Below are 17,461 nucleotides of genomic sequence, written 5' to 3' on the forward strand. Positions count from 1 at the left end.
ATCACAAAGTTTACTTTAAAACAACAACATCCAGACCGCCATCACTAACATGATGGTATTTTCAATAAAGGTCGCTTCGGTCATAGGAAGATTGAGGGCTGTTCCCAAACAGGCACACTTGATGACTTTTTTGGAGAACAGAGAGCGGGTGACACCTATCGTGGTAATTCCTAGAACAACAATCGTGGCGACCAAAGCTATATCGATTTCAAATCGCATCAGGAACATGAGTCCAAGAGCGGTTTCTAGAAACGGATACACCCACCCATAAGCAGGCAGGACTTTGGCTAGAGGGTCGTACATCCTAAAGGATTCTGGAAATCCGGTATAATCCAGAAATTTGAAAAAACTAAAGACGATATAAAACAGGCCCATAAAGTCAAACATAAAACTGCTGAGTTCCCAGTCGCTGAAATTCAGCAAAATGGAAGCTGCAGTGATGTAACCAAAGATCAAAAACAAGGGAAACAGCTGCTGTGCTTTGGACTGGTCCTGGATATTTTCTCCAGATTTATCTGCAAAATCAGATTTTTTTGAAATCGTATATTTATCTGAAAGTGCCTTTTGAAGCGTCTCCAAATCCATATGCTTTTCCATATCGATTTTAGCTTCTTCAGCTTCCAAATCGACACTCACCGATTTCACATGTTCTAAATCTTTAAGGCTTTCTTCTACACTGGCTCTGCAATGCTGGCAAGTCATGCCGGAAACTTTATAGGTATGTGTCATTTTTTATTTTTAAATACTATTAGTCAAAAAGCTGCATACAACATTATCATCAACATAACAGTAAATACTAATATTGTCTGAGCAATTCATATAAACTCCTTGAATATACTGAAGCTATTCAGCTAAATTCTTTGAATACACTCAGGAAATTTAGCTAAATAGCTTGAATAGGAACTAAAGTCATTCTTATTTTAAAGCAATCGTCTGTTTTACAGCACCGCATTTCATCATTTTGCTTCCGAAAAGTGGATTTTTAATGTCTTTAGATGCGCTTAACCAGGCGCCTCCTGTATTATCAGCATACATCGGACAGTACTGCTGATAAAGCATTCTGTCTGAACCAGTGATAGCTAACATAGCTTTCATATCACGATTAATCTGGGCAAAATGCTCTCTTTGATGTACCATATCACTTTTAGAGATATGCCCTCCGTGTTCTTTCATCACTTCCAAAATTTCTTTCATTTCCTGTTGCTGTGAAGTCTCAACTTGACTCATTTCAAATGCATTAGCAGATTGTACTAAACGTTCACCTGCTTTGGCTGCGGCATCTTTATCATCATCTGCCAGCGCATTTTTAATGGCTAAATAGTTATCGATTAAGGAAGAAGCAGTTTTGCTTTCTTTTACCATTAGATCAGACTCCTCAGTCATTGTATTATTCGCTTCATCCATCATTTCATCATCATCTATCATTTCATGATCATGATCCATTTGTTCATCATGCATTTGTTCATCATGCATTTGTTCATCATGCATTTCCTGGTCATGCAGGTGGTCCGCATCCGTATTGTCTTCTTTTTTCTTATCGACACATGCCACTGATAGTGTCATGAGTCCGATTAAAACTGTTCTCGATAAGATTGCATTTACATTTTTCATTGTTATTGAATTTTGAATTAAGGGTTAACTAGTTAATTGTTCATTTTTATAACCAACTTTTCGCGTTGATTACTTCATTTGTTTTTTTAAGAGTTGCGCATTGACTGCCACAATTACCGTACTCAAGCTCATCAAAACAGCACCTACGGCGGGGCTTAAGATAATTCCTACTCCAGCCAAAACTCCAGCTGCCAGCGGAACAGCAATAATGTTGTACCCAGCTGCCCACCAAAGGTTTTGCATCATTTTTTTATACGTGGCTGTGCCAAATAAAATTAGGTTTGCAATGTCTTTAGGATTACTGTTGACCAAAATAATGTCTGCTGTTTCTGCTGCAACATCCGTTCCAGAACCAACCGCAATACCAACATCGGCTTGAGCCAGAGCTGGTGCATCATTCACCCCGTCACCCGTCATGGCAACAAACTCCCCTTTTTCCTGCAAGTCTTTGATAATGCTTTGTTTGTCTTCAGGAAGAACTTCAGCATAATAATCATCTAAGGAAAGCTCTTCACTTACCGCTTTAGCCACTTGCTCATTGTCTCCAGTGGCCATAATCACTTTAATGCCTCTGTCTTTTAAGGTTTTAATAGCGGATAAGGATTCAGGTCTGATTTCGTCTGCTAAAGCAATAAATCCAGCCAACTTAGCATCTATCGTCACAAAAACCACCGTCTCATCTTTAGATTTGAAAGCCTCTGAAGGAATGTCGATATCCTGTTCTTTCAACATTCCCGGACTCACAATTTTAATTTCTTGCTCATTTAAAGTTGCTTTAATTCCTTTCCCTGTGATATTTTGAAAGCCTGATGCTTCCTGTAAATCCAGATTATGAGATTTGGCTTTTCGAACTATTCCTGAAGCAATCGGGTGTTCTGAGCTGTTTTCAAGCGAAGCTGCGATTTGAAGCAGTTCATCATCTGATTGATTTTCTAAAACAGATGTATAACGCGTCACCCCAAATTTTCCTTTGGTTAAGGTTCCTGTTTTATCAAAAATAATAGCTGAGATTTTTCTTGAATTTTCAAAAGCAGTTCTGTTTCGAATCAGAAGTCCGTTTTTGGCAGAAACTGCCGTAGAAATCGCAACAACCAAAGGTACTGCTAAACCGAGTGCATGTGGACAGGAAATAATCATGACCGTCACCGTTCTCTCTAAAGCATATTCAAATTCTTTCCCAAGGCTCAGCCAAACAATCAAAGTGATAATACCTGCACCTAACGCCACATAAAACAACCAAGCCGCTGCTTTATTTGCCAGGTTTTGAGTTTTGGATTTGGTTTTTTGAGCTTCTTCCACCATGCCAATCACTTTTGACAAATAAGAGTCTTTGCCGGTGTGCTGCACTTTGATTTTTAAAGAGCCCTTATCGTTTATTGATCCCCCGATGACTTCATCCTCTTCATGCTTGGCAACGGGCTTGGACTCCCCTGTGAGCATCGATTCATTCACATGGCTTTCTCCTTCAATCACCTGACCATCAGCTGGAATCTTTTCACCTGGTTTTACCAGAATAACATCTTCATTTTGTAAGTCGTCTATAGAAACCTCTTCGTGTTCCCCATCTTCTTTTATTCGACGAGCGGTGGAAGGCATCATTTTAGCCAGTTCTTCTAAAGCATTGGAGGCTCCCATCACCGATTTCATTTCTATCCAGTGCCCCAGAAGCATAATCACAATTAAACTGGCTAACTCCCAAAAGAATATTTTACCTTCCAAACCAAAGACCACCGCAGAGCTGTAAAAATAAGCCACCGAAATAGCCAGCGCAATCAAGGTCATCATACCTGGTGTTTTCTTCTTAATTTCATCAACTAAACCTTTTAAAAATGGCCAGCCTCCATAAAAGAAAACAAAGGAAGAAAGTCCAAATTGAAGATAGCGATCCCACTTGAATCGAAATTCATACCCAACTAAATCTTGTATCATCGGAGCCAAAACTATAATGGGCAACATGATGACTAATGAAATCCAAAATCGCTTTTTGAAATCTTCAATCATCATTTTATGATGGTCGTGATGAGAGTGATCGTCACCTGAATGCTCATGCTCATCTTTTGAATGATTGTTTTGATGGTGTTCCATAATTTTTAGTTTTACAAGTTAGATATTTAGAAGAACTCTTTGTAATTATGTATCTTTTTAAGGCTAAATCAGATATAAAATCAAACCAATAATAACAATTGAGATAAAGAGATAAACAACGACTTTTTTAAATGAAATCCCGCCACTTCCATGATCGTGATCATGACCTCCACCTTCTTTCATGTTCTTGGTTTTAAAATTGAAATAAAGCATCAGCGCGGCAAGAACGGCAAATAGAATATTAAAATAGAAAGTATAATCCATCATAAATTGTGTCACCTCAGCTACCTTGCGGCTGCCTTCGGGCAAAACCCCAAAAAATTCGAAGCTATAATTGAGTATTAAGGCTGTAATAACAATACTCACATACATCACCCCGGCTATATAAAGGGCTATACGCGGACCATAGTATTTTCTGTTGATATTGACCAGGGGTGGTACCATAAGATCCGAATAAATAAACCCCATAAGTCCGGCAAACATCACTCCATTTTCGTTAAGCACTGTGGCAAGAGGGATGTTTCCCATAGACCCAATAAAGGTGGCGGCAGCCACAAAAGGAGCTACAAGCGCATTCTCTATCCGAATGACAAAGTCGGGTATCTCCCCTTGCAAATTATTAAGAAAAATAGCCTCCCAAAACGACTGGGGTACTAATACCGACACAAAGCCAGCTACCGTAAAACCAATCAGGATGTCTTTCCAGGCCATTTTCCATTCCATGACAAAGTTTTTACCAACCAAAAACCAGCCTTCCTTCGATTGTATGCGTTGCTTCCAGTCGAAGTCTTCTTCTTCATATGATTCCTCCTCAACTTTCTCCCGGGCAGCTTTGATCCATTTTTTTGGATAAGTGAATTTTATGATAATAGAACTTATAGCAATCAGTAATAATCCACCAATTATTTCTGCCAGTACAAATTCCCAGCCTAGAAAAATGAATATTAAAATCCCAAGTTCGATGACAAGGTTGGTGGAAGCAAACATAAATGCTATCGTACTTACAAAGTGTGCGCCTTTCAAAAATAGCGATCTGGCTGCCGCCAGTGCCGCAAAAGAACAGGACGAAGAGATGGTTCCAAATAATGTAGATAATGACACGCTTTTCACATCGCTCTCACCCATGTGACGTGTAAGCTTCTTTTTAGGGACAAAGGCCTGAATAGCACCACTTATTATATAGCCCAACACAAAAGCCCAGCCTGCCTTCCAGAAAAATCCTACTGCGGTTTTGGCGCTTTCTCCCCAAAGACTAAAAAAACCTTCAGAATCCCCTTGAGCAAAAGACAGCATTGGAAAAATCGCAAATAGACCTGCTAAAATTATTGCTTTATTTTTCATATTAGATTAGAATTTTTTTGAATTAATAATTAAGAAATACTAAACTCATTTTAAAATCTGTCATTTATTTTAGGCGGGATTCATGCTTCAACTTTTACTGGATTCAGATTTGTCAGTTCTATTCAAAAACCATTTTTCACCTATAAAAACGATAAGCATAATGGCTGCGGAAACCATCAATACCAAAATATCGGAAGACAATTTTATCCATAAAAAAGCAACCAGAACAATAAGGTCTAAAATCAGTGCGGTTATCAAAATAACAGCGTTGGCCTTCACCTCCTTTCTTAAGTGTTTTAAAACCCCCCAGTGGATCATCATGTCCATAACCAAATAAAATATAGCTCCCATAGATGCAATTCTGGACAGGTCGAAAAACACAGTCAGGACAATGGCGATGACTACCGTGTAAACCAGCATATGTTTCTGAATTCGTCCAGGCATTCCAAAATGGCTGTGTGGAATCAATTTCATGTCGGTGAGCATCGCTGTCATTCTGGAAACGGCAAAAATACTGGCAATTATTCCTGAAATGGTTGCTACAATGGCAATACCCACTGTAAAATACAAGCCATAATCCCCAAAAGCAGGCTTTGCAGCTTCAGCTAAAGAATAATCTTTAGCTTTAATAATTTCGGAAATCGAAAGACTGGAATTTACGGCATAAGCAACTAAGAAATATACCACCGTGCATATCAATAATGAAATAATAATAGATCGACCTACGTTTTTCTTAGGCTTGGTGATTTCATCTCCGCTATTGGTAATGGTGGTAAATCCTTTATAAGCCAAAATAGAGAGAGCCAAAGCTCCGATATAACTGGCTGCTGAATAGTCTGTGCTTTCAGAAGGTTTAGGTATCAGACCCTCTAATGAAAAGCTTACTGCCCACAAAGCTCCAACTGCAAAAATCAAAATCCCTGCAATTTTGACAAATGCCATCACCAACGACGATTTTCCAATCAGTCGATTACCGGAAATGTTTATCAAAAAAGCAACAATTAACAATCCTACACCCAAAATGGGAATCCAAAGCGCTTTGTTTTCAACGGTAAAAAGTTGCAACGTATAGGAGCCAAAGGTTCTGGCGACCAGACTTTCATTGATCACCATCGATAAAGCCATCAATAAAGAAGCAGAAGCCGTAATGGTCGTTTTGCCATAGGCTTTTTGCAAAATCATAGCAATGCCTCCTGCAGAAGGATACGCATTGGAAACTTTGATATAAGAATATGCACTAAAGCCAGAAATGACTGCTCCCAGCAGAAAAATATAAGGAAACCATGTACCCGAAAGTTCTGCTACCTGACCAAGAAGTGCAAATATTCCTGCTCCTATCATGACACCCGTCCCCAGAGCGACAGATCCTAATAAGCTCAAACTCCCCTTTTTATACTGGCCCATGAGTTATCCTGCTTTTTCCAGTTCCTTTTTTCTCTTTTCGAATTCCTCATCATCAATTTCACCTTTAGCGTAACGGTTTTTGAGGGTTTCTAATGGCGTTGAAGTCGAGCTGTTATTTACAGTTGAGTCAGGCCTTCTTTTAAAAACGCCACTTCGCCTTACAGCTGCAAATAAAATAACTATGAGCACTAACCCAATAATCCATCCGTACATCATAATTTTTGAATTTTAGTGTTATTAAAAATTAAGTTTTACTGCTTGTCATTTTCCTTTTCATCCATCATGCCTCCATTGTGCATGTTTTGCATCATTTCCTGCATCATTTCTTTTTTCATGTCAGAATTTTCTTTCATCACCTTCATCAGTTTTTTTCTACCCTCAGCGCTTTTCATCATTTTTTCAGTCATTTTCGACTGCATTTTCTCCATCATTTCCGGGTTGTTCTGCATCATGTTCTGCATGTTTTCTTTCATCTGCTCTTTCATCTCTGGATTGTTTTTCATCATCTCCATTAGTTTTCCAGACTCCATCATTTCCATATGGCTTTGCATCATTATTTTCCGAGCGCCTTGATCTTCCTGAGCCATCTGAGTAAACTCTTTCATTTGTTCAGAATTTGAAATGATTTCCTGGTAAACGGCCTGTCTGTTGTTTTGAAGTTCCATGGTTTCAGCAGCATCAAAGCTGGATTTACAGCTTACAAACGCCCCCATTATTCCTATTACCATTAGTGTTTTCGAAATTGTTTTCATTGTTAAATTTATTTAGTTAAAATTTGTTTTAAATAGTTTCTGGTGTTTTAAAACCAAAAAGAAACATTTTCTTTATAGCTAATTCTTACTCCTTTTTTACGTGATTTTAAAGTTTCTCATCATCCCCATATCTTCGTGTTCCAGGTTATGGCAGTGATAAACAAACAAGCCTTTGAAATCCTTAAACTCCATGATAACTTTAGCCTTCATACCTGGCATTAACAAGACCGTGTCCTGCCAGCCTTCATTAATAAAACCCTCTTTTATAGCCTCCCATAATTGCGGGTCTACATCACTTACATCTCTTTCCAAAATATTGAACTGCACCTGATGAATATGAACCGGATGTGGCATTTGCATCATGTTACCCATCATGCCGCCACTCATCATACCATCATCGCCGCCCATCATGCCACCATTACCCATCATACCGCCGCCACGATTATTACCCATCATGGAAGAGCTATTGATCAACTCCCATACTTCTGTACTCCCTAGCTTTACGGTTTCTTCATCGACTACGCCTGTAGTTTCCCAGGTGCGCCCATTGATCGTCCAGTCCATGTGATCCATGGCGAAGCTAAACTGCCTTGGATTATTTAGATTTTCTGCCGTAGACGGATCGAGATAGTTGGATTTGACTAATTGCTGCGGTAAGCTATACTCATTACTGCCAGAACTAGTTGTCTTTACAGTAAACACTTCATATTCGCTTCCTTGAGGTAAAGAAGTTTCTCCTCCATCCATCATCATACCTCCGGACATCACTTCCAAAGGAAAAGAAGCGTTTTTCATCGTCAACCGGGTACCCTCAGGCTTGTCTGTTAAATCCAGCCAGACATCAGCTCTTTTTGCAGGGCCAAGCATAAGGTAGGGCAATTCTTTTGGAACACTTAATAAACTTCCATCAATCCCTATGACAGTAATCGGACTTCCATCTTCCCATGCCAACTTGTAGATTCTTGAATTGGAGCCATTCAGTAATCTAAGTCGGTAAGCACAACCTGATTTCAGATTCAGGACTTTTTCAGCAGTCCCATTAATCAAGATCTGTTCACCTAAAAAGCCGCGCATGCTATCCATTCTGCTTTGAATATAAACCAACTGATTATCTTCATCAAAAGAGCGATCCTGAATCACAATAGGCCTGTCAAATTCGCCTTGTGGCAAATTGAGTTGTTCTTCTTCCTCATCCGTGACCAGTAAAAGCCCGGCCAGGCCATTATAAACCTGAGGTCCTGTTCGACCATGTGGGTGCGGATGATACCAATAGGTCCCCGCACGATTCATCACTTCATACTCATAAATGTAGGTTTCTCCACTATGTATGACATCCTTAGGATGACCATCATTCTCTGATGTAACGTGCATGCCGTGCCAGTGAACAATGGTTTCTTCAGGGATAGTATTCTGAAAACGAATACGTATTTTTTGTCCCTTCTTTACTTTAATAGTAGGCCCTAGATAACTTCCCTCAGTTGTTTGTAAGGCCTCCTTATCCCCTTTTATTACACTTCCTTCAAATACCCAGGCTTTTGTTTTGGAACCTGATAGGATAGGTATCTCCCGCTCAACAGCGCTTAATTCTAAATCTATATCAGGCCTGAAGTCTGGATTCACCACAGGTGATGCTGTATTTGAGGACTGTCCATCACAGGAGGAAATGAATGGCCAAAGCATAAGGGTTGCCGCACCATAGCCTGCGGTTTCAAGGAATGCTCTTCGGTTAAATGGTTTAGGTTGTTCAGTTTTTTTCATTGCAAACAAGGTTTTGAAAAAAGATTACTATTAGTTTCCTGCTATTATCTCAGTGGTTTATATTATTTCATAAGTATTAAATAATTTCTATTCTTTTTTATTCTTATCCATATCTAGTGACGTACTGTCATTACTTGTGTCGTCATGAGTCCTTCCTTCCTCATGATTGTGATGCATATAAACATCATCTTCAATGATGTCGGTTTGACCCTCATCTCTCTGGTTATTTTCCTTTTTCTTATCGGTACATGAAATTGCAAAAAAGACAACAACAAGCATGACCAGAGTCTTTAGGAAATGATTTACTGATGCTCTCATAGTTTTTAGGTTTTGGTATTTTGTTTACGTGTTATCGTCCTTTTTAAAAATTTATATAAATAAAAAGCCGTTTCAGTCAAAAACTTCTGACCAAATACAAATGAACTACCCATTTTCATGAAAGCAATACGTCTGAAACTTGTTTATAAACCTGAACCCCTGGATTATAAATTCCTGTATTTTTATATACTAAGGACTCAGCGTATAAGCTTTATAATTTGATTCAGATTCGAAATAGGTCACAGAGCCTTTTGAGTTAGACAGCACAATAAAGGCCTCAGATTTATCTATCGGATTCCCACTGTAAGGATCAATTGCAATTCTCGCTTCATCTATCGTATTCAATTTATCGACGCACATATCGCAACAGCCGTAGTAAGTTTTACCACTTACCGGGACAGGGATTTGTTCAATACCAATATAAGCGTCATTGACCATACAAACTCGATCATTTGGGACTTTATCCCCAATCGCTATACTTTTGGACTGGTCTATGTGTTCCGATAGCCCGGATGTAGATGTTTTGTTTTCTTTTTCTGAATTGGAGTTACAACTCACAAGAAAAAGCAGGAGTGTACATGCTGTTAATATAGTTTTCAGTGTCATGTTTTAAACGTTATTAGGTTAAAAGGTATTGAAAAAATTAATAATTATTAAGGCATTAACTAATGTTTAGTTATTTGATGGTTTCTTTTACGCTTCCACATTTCAACATTTTATCGCCATAATAAGGATTGCGAATCTCCTGGCTGGTGGACAACCATGAAGCTTTTGCCATAGGACAATGCTCCAAATAAACCTCCCCTTTAGAAAGCTCTCCCGCTTTTACTAAATAAAGCATTTCTCGACTCAGTCCCTTAAAGGCTTCTCGCTGTTCTTCCAAAGTAGAGGATGAACTCAATTTGGTCACTGCTGCTTTTGCTTTTTCACCGCCGTTTACATCTCCAAGTGATGCTTCTAACTTACCTGCCGCTTTTTGGGCCTCTTCTGTTTTTGAAGCTACCAAAGCTTCTTTTAAAAGAATGTAAGGCTCAAAAACATCACCTAGCTGCTGGTCCCTAAACTCAATTTCCATGTTTGAATTCATTTCTTTTTGCTCCCCATGATGAGCATGATCCTGTTGGGCAAATGCTCCAAAACCAATAAAGGTCAGGGCGAGGGCTAAAATTGTTTTTCTATTTTTCATTCTTTTGATTTTAAAAATTTAAGGTGCATTATTTAATTACAGAGGTTACTTCACCACACTTCGACATGGATTTACCGTAATAAGGATTTATAATTTCTTTATTTTCACTTAACCAAAATGCTCCTTTATTTGAATCTGCCATTGGACAAAATTGAATATATAAATCATTGGTTAAGGGTTTAAATAGTTGTGCAAGGGGAATCATTGCGTCTGATACCTGCTGAAAAACCTTCCTGATGTCATCAATATCACTTTGATGCTGAACATGCTCAAGTATCTTTTTCAAATTGCTATTGTACTGCATCCATTCGGTATGCGCATCATCTTTAAAAACAGTCATATCTACCTGAGCTATTCTTTTTCTAAGTTGAATACCTGCAGATTGAGCTCTTTGAAAATCATCATTCGTCAGAGCATTTTTGAATGCTAAATAATCGTCCAGAACAGGTTTTAATTCTTCTTTGCCCTCCATGCTAATAGTTATAGATGAGCTTGTTTGATTTGTCTTTTTTGACTCTGACGATTTATTATCCATTTCCATGGAGCCATGATTGTGACCAGACGATGCCATGGTTTCGCCCTCAGGATTCATCATACTTGTTTTTCCTGCCAGTTGAGCTTCAGAATCTATGCTGAATGCCCCATGAGTTACAATTTCATCTCCAGCTTCTAAACCTGAGAGAATTTCAACATCATCTGAAGATGATGAACCGGTTTCTACAATTTTCATCTTGAAATAGACCCCGTTTTCGTTCTCTAATTGCTGGTAAACCACCGAACGTTTGCCCGTCCAGAGCACTGCTGATTTTGGAACCATTAAAGCTTCATCAGAGGATGAGTTGGATTCAGTAGTAGCCAGCTCAGCCGTTATAAAAACACCTGGCTTTAAGTTTTGATTTGGATTATTGACAACCACTCGCGCTTTTGCCGATCTTGATTTAGCATCCAGAACTGGCGAAATGAAGGTGACTTCTCCAGAAATATCGGGATAGTTTGGCGTTTGTATAGTTAATTTATCCCCAACATTTATTTTGTTGAGATCACTTTCATATATATCAACAATAGCCCAAAGTGTAGATAAATCTGCAATACTCATTAAATTTTGATCTGCCTTCAAATTATCGCCCTGCGTCACCTTTAAACTTGAAATCACACCTGTTTTCGGGGATCTCAGTTTCAACCTGCCGTTGTCCAGCGACTTTACATCAGTGACCGATAATTCATAATTTTTAATTTTTCTGGTAATGCTATTCAGAAGAACTTCGTTTTCCTGCCGCGTAGCTAGTTCCAGTTCTTCTTTCAACACCTGAATTTCTGGCGCATACAATTCTGCAATCACCTGTCCTCTATTTACCTGCTCTCCTTCTTCGTTGACGTAAAGCTTTTCGATTCTTGCGTTGAAGTTTGCTGAGACTGAGGACGTTTTATCCTGATTGATTTTCAAACGACCCGATAAATTAAGACTTGAGTAATAGCCTTGATTGCCGATAAGCATGGTTTCCACCTTAGCAAGTTTTCGAGCTGTTTTACTCATCTTTATCGCATCTGGATCTACGCCTTCTTCCATTTCATTCGCAGGAATAAGTTCCATTCCACAAATAGGACAATCGCCCGGCTCGTCTTTACGAATTTGTGGATGCATAGAGCAGGTCCAAACCGTTTCATCTGCCTGCTCTTGAGAATGATTATGGTTGTCTTCATTTTTTTGGTCTGAGGGAGAAAATAAGGTGACGCCAAGAAAAATACCGATGATAAATATGATGACAAAGCCTAAATAATATTTGTATTGCGTTTTCATAATTCTGAATTTGATGTGAGGTAACTTAATGTTTCGTCTGTTTTGTGAAGATTTGCCAGGGTTCTAACCCGTTGCTTTTCGTAAAGCAACCGCTCTTCTTCTAAGCGTAAAACTTCTTCAATCTCCATGGAAGCATTGGCTAAGGCAACTTCTGAAAGTTGTAAAATATCTTTTAAATTCAACAATTGCTTATCATATAAATCTAAAAGGCTGTAAAGTTCATCTTGCTTATAGTGAGCGACTTGAATCTCTGATTCCAGGCGTGTTTTTTCGTTCTCCAATTGAAATTGAAGGGATTCGCCCTGAAGCAGAGCTTCTTTTTTTCTGGATTTATTTTTCTTCCCGAAAATGGGTAAGCTCACCGAAAGCATAGGCATTAATGCGTCCTGACCAGCATCTGCATTTTGAACATTTCGATCTTGAATTATGGCATAGTCCAAGCCCAAACCGAACTGAGGCATGGCTTGCTTTTTGGCTAACTCACTTTCAGCTTTGTTGGATTTCTGCAATTGGCGAATGGCTTCCAGCCGGGGGTGATTTTTGGAAACAGAATCCGTTTGCATGACCTCCTTTTCTTCCAGAATTTGCTTCGGATTTGAAATGAGCACAGGAGTTTTTAACTGCCTATTCATCAATTGATTCAGTTGAGTGACCAAAGCCTGGTCTTGGTCTTTCAACACCTGAATCACACTCAATTGTTTATCGATCTGGAGTTCAACTCGTAAAATATCAACCAGATTTGCCTTATTATTTTCGTAGTTAGATTCTATAACAGATTTCAAATCTTTCAAGATTCGAAGCTGTTTAGCTTCAAGGTCTGCGATATGTCTTAAAGCAGAGAGATCGTAATACTGCTGTGCAACCTCTAGATATAACTTCAATTTTTGGTCTTGAAACTTTTCGTATTCAGCCTCAGCCCTAAATGCAGCGATATCCCCTTTGGCCTTATAAGTCCCAAACCAGGGCAACATTTGCGTGAGTGAAAATCTGGCAATCTGCGGACCAACGCGGGTTTCGATTGGGCTGATGAAATAGCCAAAACTCAGGTTAGGGTCTTGCCAGGATTTGGCCTGGGTGACGCCTTCAAGCTGTGCTTCAAAGGCTTTGAATTGTGCTTTGAGGTTCAGATTATTTTCAGCTGAAGTAGTTTTCAATTCTGAAAGACTCTGCGCTTTCAAATTGAAACCAAAGCATAGCAAAGCTACAACCAACATAAGTTGAGTTGAGATGCTCATCGGTTTTATATGATATGTTTTAAACATAGGTTTATCGTTTATTGAATTTAGTTAAGATCAATTTCAGAAGTGTTTTTCAACTGTCTGCTGTAGACGATATAGAATAAAATAGGCAGTAAAAAATAAGTCAAACTCGCCATCAACATGCCACCAAAAGCTGGAATGGCCATAGGCACCATAATATCGGATCCTTTTCCTGTAGAGGATAAAACCGGTAAAAGGGCGATCACGGTGGTTACCGAAGTCATCACTGCTGGTCGAATACGTTTAAGCCCACCTTCCATCACAGCCTCGCGCAATTCAGCTTTTGTTTTGGTTGGATTAGCTTTAAAAGATTGCCTTAAATAGGTTGCCATCAACACCGCATCATCAGTTGCAATACCAAATAAGGCGATAAACCCAACCCAAACCGCCACACTTATGTTGATCGTTTTCAACTGAAAAATATCTCGCAGATTTTCTCCAAACCAGCTAAAATTCAAAAACCAGCCTTGACCGTACAGCCAAATCATGATAAATCCACCACTAAAGGCTAAAGCAATTGAAGAAAACACCATCATACTAATGGGCACAGACTTAAACTGGAAGTATAAAATCAGGAAAATCACGACAAAAACCACTGGAATTATCATGGATAGTCGTTTTTCTGAACGTACTTGATTTTCGAAACTTCCTGCAAATCTGTAGCTCACGCCACTCGGTACGTTTAGGTTTCCGTTGTCGATTTCAGAAGTGATGGCAGCTTTAGCAGACTCTACAGCAGTGACTTCCGCAACACCTTCGGCACGATCAAAAAGCACATAAGAATTTAGAAACGTATCTTCTCTTTTGATCATTTGGGGACCGCGCTCATATTCAATATCGACCAGCTCTCCAAGTGGAACCTGAGTTCCGGCAGAGGTGGAAATCAGCATATTTGCAATGGCTTCGGGAGTGTTTCTTAACTCTCGTGGATAACGAATTCTCACGCCGTAACGCTCACGACCTTCCACTGTTTGAGTGAGGTTTTGCCCGCCAATCGCCACAGAAATGTAGTCTTGCACATCAGTGATGCTCAAGCCATATCGGGCTAGATTTTCCCTGTTGAGATTGAGATGTAAATACGGTTTTGCCACAACTCTATCGGCAAAAACCGCTTGGGTTTTGATATCGGATACCTGCTTTAAAATACCTTCCAATTCTTTACCGAAGTCTTCGATGGTTTGCAAATCTGGTCCCGAAACTTTGATGCCCATCGGTGCACGCATTCCCGTCTGCAACATGATTTGACGCGTTTCAATAGGTTGCAGTTTGGGCGCAGAAGTAATTCCCGGAATCTTGGTAACCTCAGCGATTTCATTCCAAATATCATCTGGCGACTGGATGTGTTGACGCCAATTTCTGAAGTAGTTTCCGTCTTTGTCTTTTACAAGAAAAACCTTGAAATCAGTTTCGATTTCATATAAAATATCAGATTGAATTTCATCTGAAAATGCCTCACCTGATTTATTCTGAAAAACAAATTCAGAATTATCAAACCACAAGACATCTTCTGCATTTTTAGTGATTTCAACCTGATTGTTTTGAACTTTCAAGCCTTGTAGTTTGAAAAGCCCTTCTTCATTTACCTCGAAAGCCTGGCGGTTGGCATCCGCATTCAGGATAAATTCTGTTTTGTAAGTAATCAGGTTTTCAAACATGGAAATTGGAGCTGGATCAATCGCGGATTCCACCCGTCCCAGTTTTCCTACCACGGTTTCCACTTCCGGAATTTGCTTCACCAAAATATCCATTTGTTGAAGTTTTTCTTTATTGAATTCGATACCTGAATGCGTCATGCTGGTCGGCATAAGAATGAAACTCCCTTCAGCAAGACTTGGCATAAACTCTTTACCGATTCCAGGAAACGTTTCGTCTATTGCCTTCCAAAGTTTAGTATTTTCAATTTGAAAACCCACAGCATTGGAAGCTGTTTGTGACCATTGAAATACACTCGAAAAGCCAAGCCAGATCATAAGTCCTATTAAAATCGCAAGCAATGGCAAGACTAAGAACGCCTTAACATGCTTCAAGAATAAAGTCAGGATTTGAGCATAATACTTTTGAAGCAGGAGATAAAATGCCAGTAACACGCCAACCAGAACCCCTACGAAAATCAAGTTGGAAAACATCGATTGCTGAGGGCCTAAAGGCAACCAAAGGTTCGAAAGCAGAACTAAAACACCAGCCACCAGCACGTAGAAGTGAAGGTTTTTGACTCGTAATTTTTTAAAATAAGTTTGATACGACAAGAAATAACTTATAGCATAAAGAAGAATAAACAAGCCCAGCCAAAACTCATAAAAAATCGTCCAAACTCCTACCAATCCGAGGAAGGCGTTGAGGTAATAAGCTGTTTTAGTTGTGTTGATTTTAATCCTAAAAGCCACGTAAATCAGGGTTGGTAAAACCAGCACAGTAACTAAAAATGCGGCAATCAAGGCAAAAGTTTTGGTATAGGCCAACGGAATAAAGAGTTTTCCCTCCGCTGCTTCCAAAGCAAAAACGGGGACAAAACTGATGACTGTGGTAAGAACAGCAGTCAAAATCGCTGAACTCACCTCAGCTGAACCCTCATAAATGTTTTTGACTAAAGAATCAGTGGGGGAGTCTTCAAGTTTCTTCAGCACATTTTCAGAAAGGATAATGGCTAGATCGATCATGGTACCGATAGCAATGGCGATTCCGGATAAAGCAACAATATTGGCTTGTACATTAAAGAATTTCATCGCGATAAACACCAATAGAACCGAAATCGGTAACACCGCCGAAATCACCAAAGAAGCTCTTAAATTGAAAACAATAATAATCACTACCAATAGGGCGATAATCAATTGAAGGCTGATGGCTTCCTCCAGAGTTCCAATGGTTTCATTAATCAATTCTGAACGGTCGTAGAAGGGAACGATTTTGAGTTGACTTTCGGTACCATCTGCCAGAGTTTTGCTGGGTAAACCCGGCGAAATTTCTGTAATTTTCTCTTTTATGTTGGTGATAGCTTCCATAGGATTAAAGCCATCCCTGGCAACCACAACTCCTCCAACCACATCGGCTCCAGCCTTATCGAGTATTCCTCGCCTCTGGGCAGGACCCGTTTTGATTTTAGCAACATCTTTGAGATAAATAGGAACATTGTTGGTTTCATCGACCACGATAGACTCAAAATCTTCGAGGTTCTCCAGATAACCCAAACCACGAACAATATATTCCACCTGGTTGATCTCTAAAGTTTTGGCTCCTACATCCCGGTTGCTTTCTTTCACGGCTTTCGCAACCTGCATCAAAGAGATATTGTAGGATTTCAGGGCATCGGGATTGACATCAATCTGGTATTCTTTTACGAAACCGCCGATGGAGGCCACTTCAGAAATACCTTTGGCACTGCTCAATCCATATTTGACATAAAAATCCTGTACACTCCGGATTTCATCCAGATTCCAGCCGCCAGTAGGTTCGTTATTTTTATCTCTGGGTTCCAGTGTGTACCAGTACACCTGCCCAAGGGCTGTAGCATCTGGTCCCAGCGTTGGTTTGGCTTCAGCAGGCAGAAGTCCTTTGGGAATGGAGCTGAGTTTTTCGAGAATACGCGAACGCGACCAGTAGAATTCCACATCTTCTTCAAAAATGATATAAATACTGGAAAATCCAAACATAGAGGTGCTGCGCACAGATTCTACGCCTGGTAATCCAAGCAAATACGTGGTAAGTGGATAGGTGATTTGGTCATCTATATCCTGCGGAGATCGCCCTGGCCACTCTGTAAAAACGATTTGCTGATTGGCTCCCGTATTGGGAATCGCATCAACTGGAATAGAGTTTTTTGGTAAAAAAGAATCTGCCCATTGAAATGGAGAAACGATTAAGCCCCCAATCACGATAGCTGCTAGCAGTATAAATGCCACCAGTCGCTGATTCAGAAAAAAATTGATAATTTTATTTAACATAAGTATTTGAT

Annotated in this window: 14 protein-coding genes; all 14 read right to left on the bottom strand. The window is 39.5% G+C overall.

Annotated features, from left to right (window positions below):
* Positions 1 to 15: 15 nt before the first annotated feature.
* Positions 16 to 729 carry a heavy-metal-associated domain-containing protein gene (locus tag LB450_RS11525; protein ID WP_224488862.1) on the bottom strand — a complete coding sequence of 238 codons (714 nt, stop codon included), beginning with the start codon at positions 727 to 729 and terminating at the stop codon, positions 16 to 18.
* Between the two features lie 186 nt (positions 730 to 915).
* Positions 916 to 1,611: a DUF3347 domain-containing protein gene (locus LB450_RS11530; RefSeq protein ID WP_224488864.1), complete on the bottom strand. Its 696-nt coding sequence runs from the start codon at positions 1,609 to 1,611 to the stop codon at positions 916 to 918.
* 69 nt (positions 1,612 to 1,680) lie between these two features.
* The gene (locus LB450_RS11535; RefSeq protein ID WP_224488866.1) at positions 1,681 to 3,696 is read right to left on the bottom strand and encodes a copper-translocating P-type ATPase; all 2,016 of its coding nucleotides are present in this window, start codon (positions 3,694 to 3,696) and stop codon (positions 1,681 to 1,683) included.
* A 63-nt stretch (positions 3,697 to 3,759) separates the two neighbouring features.
* Complete coding sequence (locus LB450_RS11540) at positions 3,760 to 5,037, bottom strand: permease (RefSeq protein ID WP_224488868.1); 1,278 nt, start codon at positions 5,035 to 5,037, stop codon at positions 3,760 to 3,762.
* Positions 5,038 to 5,124: 87 nt separating this feature from the next.
* Positions 5,125 to 6,441 (bottom strand): APC family permease, encoded by a 1,317-nt coding sequence (locus LB450_RS11545; RefSeq protein WP_224488870.1) that lies wholly within the window; start codon positions 6,439 to 6,441, stop codon positions 5,125 to 5,127.
* A 3-nt stretch (positions 6,442 to 6,444) separates the two neighbouring features.
* On the bottom strand, positions 6,445 to 6,657 hold the full coding sequence (locus LB450_RS11550) for an SHOCT domain-containing protein (protein WP_224488872.1): 213 nt from the start codon (positions 6,655 to 6,657) through the stop codon (positions 6,445 to 6,447).
* Between the two features lie 35 nt (positions 6,658 to 6,692).
* A complete protein-coding gene (locus LB450_RS11555) occupies positions 6,693 to 7,193 on the bottom strand; it encodes a DUF4175 domain-containing protein (protein ID WP_224488874.1) in 501 nt (166 codons plus the stop codon).
* Positions 7,194 to 7,289: 96 nt separating this feature from the next.
* Positions 7,290 to 8,951 carry a multicopper oxidase family protein gene (locus LB450_RS11560; protein WP_224488875.1) on the bottom strand — a complete coding sequence of 554 codons (1,662 nt, stop codon included), beginning with the start codon at positions 8,949 to 8,951 and terminating at the stop codon, positions 7,290 to 7,292.
* Positions 8,952 to 9,038: 87 nt separating this feature from the next.
* Complete coding sequence (locus tag LB450_RS11565; protein WP_224488877.1) at positions 9,039 to 9,269, bottom strand: hypothetical protein; 231 nt, start codon at positions 9,267 to 9,269, stop codon at positions 9,039 to 9,041.
* Positions 9,270 to 9,458: 189 nt separating this feature from the next.
* Entirely contained in the window at positions 9,459 to 9,875 is a 417-nt protein-coding gene (locus LB450_RS11570) for a hypothetical protein (protein WP_224488879.1), read from the bottom strand.
* Positions 9,876 to 9,945: 70 nt separating this feature from the next.
* A complete protein-coding gene (locus LB450_RS11575) occupies positions 9,946 to 10,455 on the bottom strand; it encodes a DUF3347 domain-containing protein (RefSeq protein WP_224488881.1) in 510 nt (169 codons plus the stop codon).
* 28 nt (positions 10,456 to 10,483) lie between these two features.
* Entirely contained in the window at positions 10,484 to 12,253 is a 1,770-nt protein-coding gene (locus LB450_RS11580; RefSeq protein ID WP_224488883.1) for an efflux RND transporter periplasmic adaptor subunit, read from the bottom strand.
* Positions 12,250 to 13,515: a TolC family protein gene (locus tag LB450_RS11585; RefSeq protein WP_224488885.1), complete on the bottom strand. Its 1,266-nt coding sequence runs from the start codon at positions 13,513 to 13,515 to the stop codon at positions 12,250 to 12,252. The genes LB450_RS11580 and LB450_RS11585 overlap by 4 nt, the downstream gene beginning before the upstream one ends.
* 20 nt (positions 13,516 to 13,535) lie before the next feature.
* A complete protein-coding gene (locus LB450_RS11590; RefSeq protein ID WP_224488887.1) occupies positions 13,536 to 17,450 on the bottom strand; it encodes an efflux RND transporter permease subunit in 3,915 nt (1,304 codons plus the stop codon).
* Positions 17,451 to 17,461 lie beyond the last annotated feature (11 nt).

Source organism: Psychroflexus curvus, assembly GCF_020164585.1.
Lineage (GTDB): Bacteria > Bacteroidota > Bacteroidia > Flavobacteriales > Flavobacteriaceae > Psychroflexus > Psychroflexus curvus.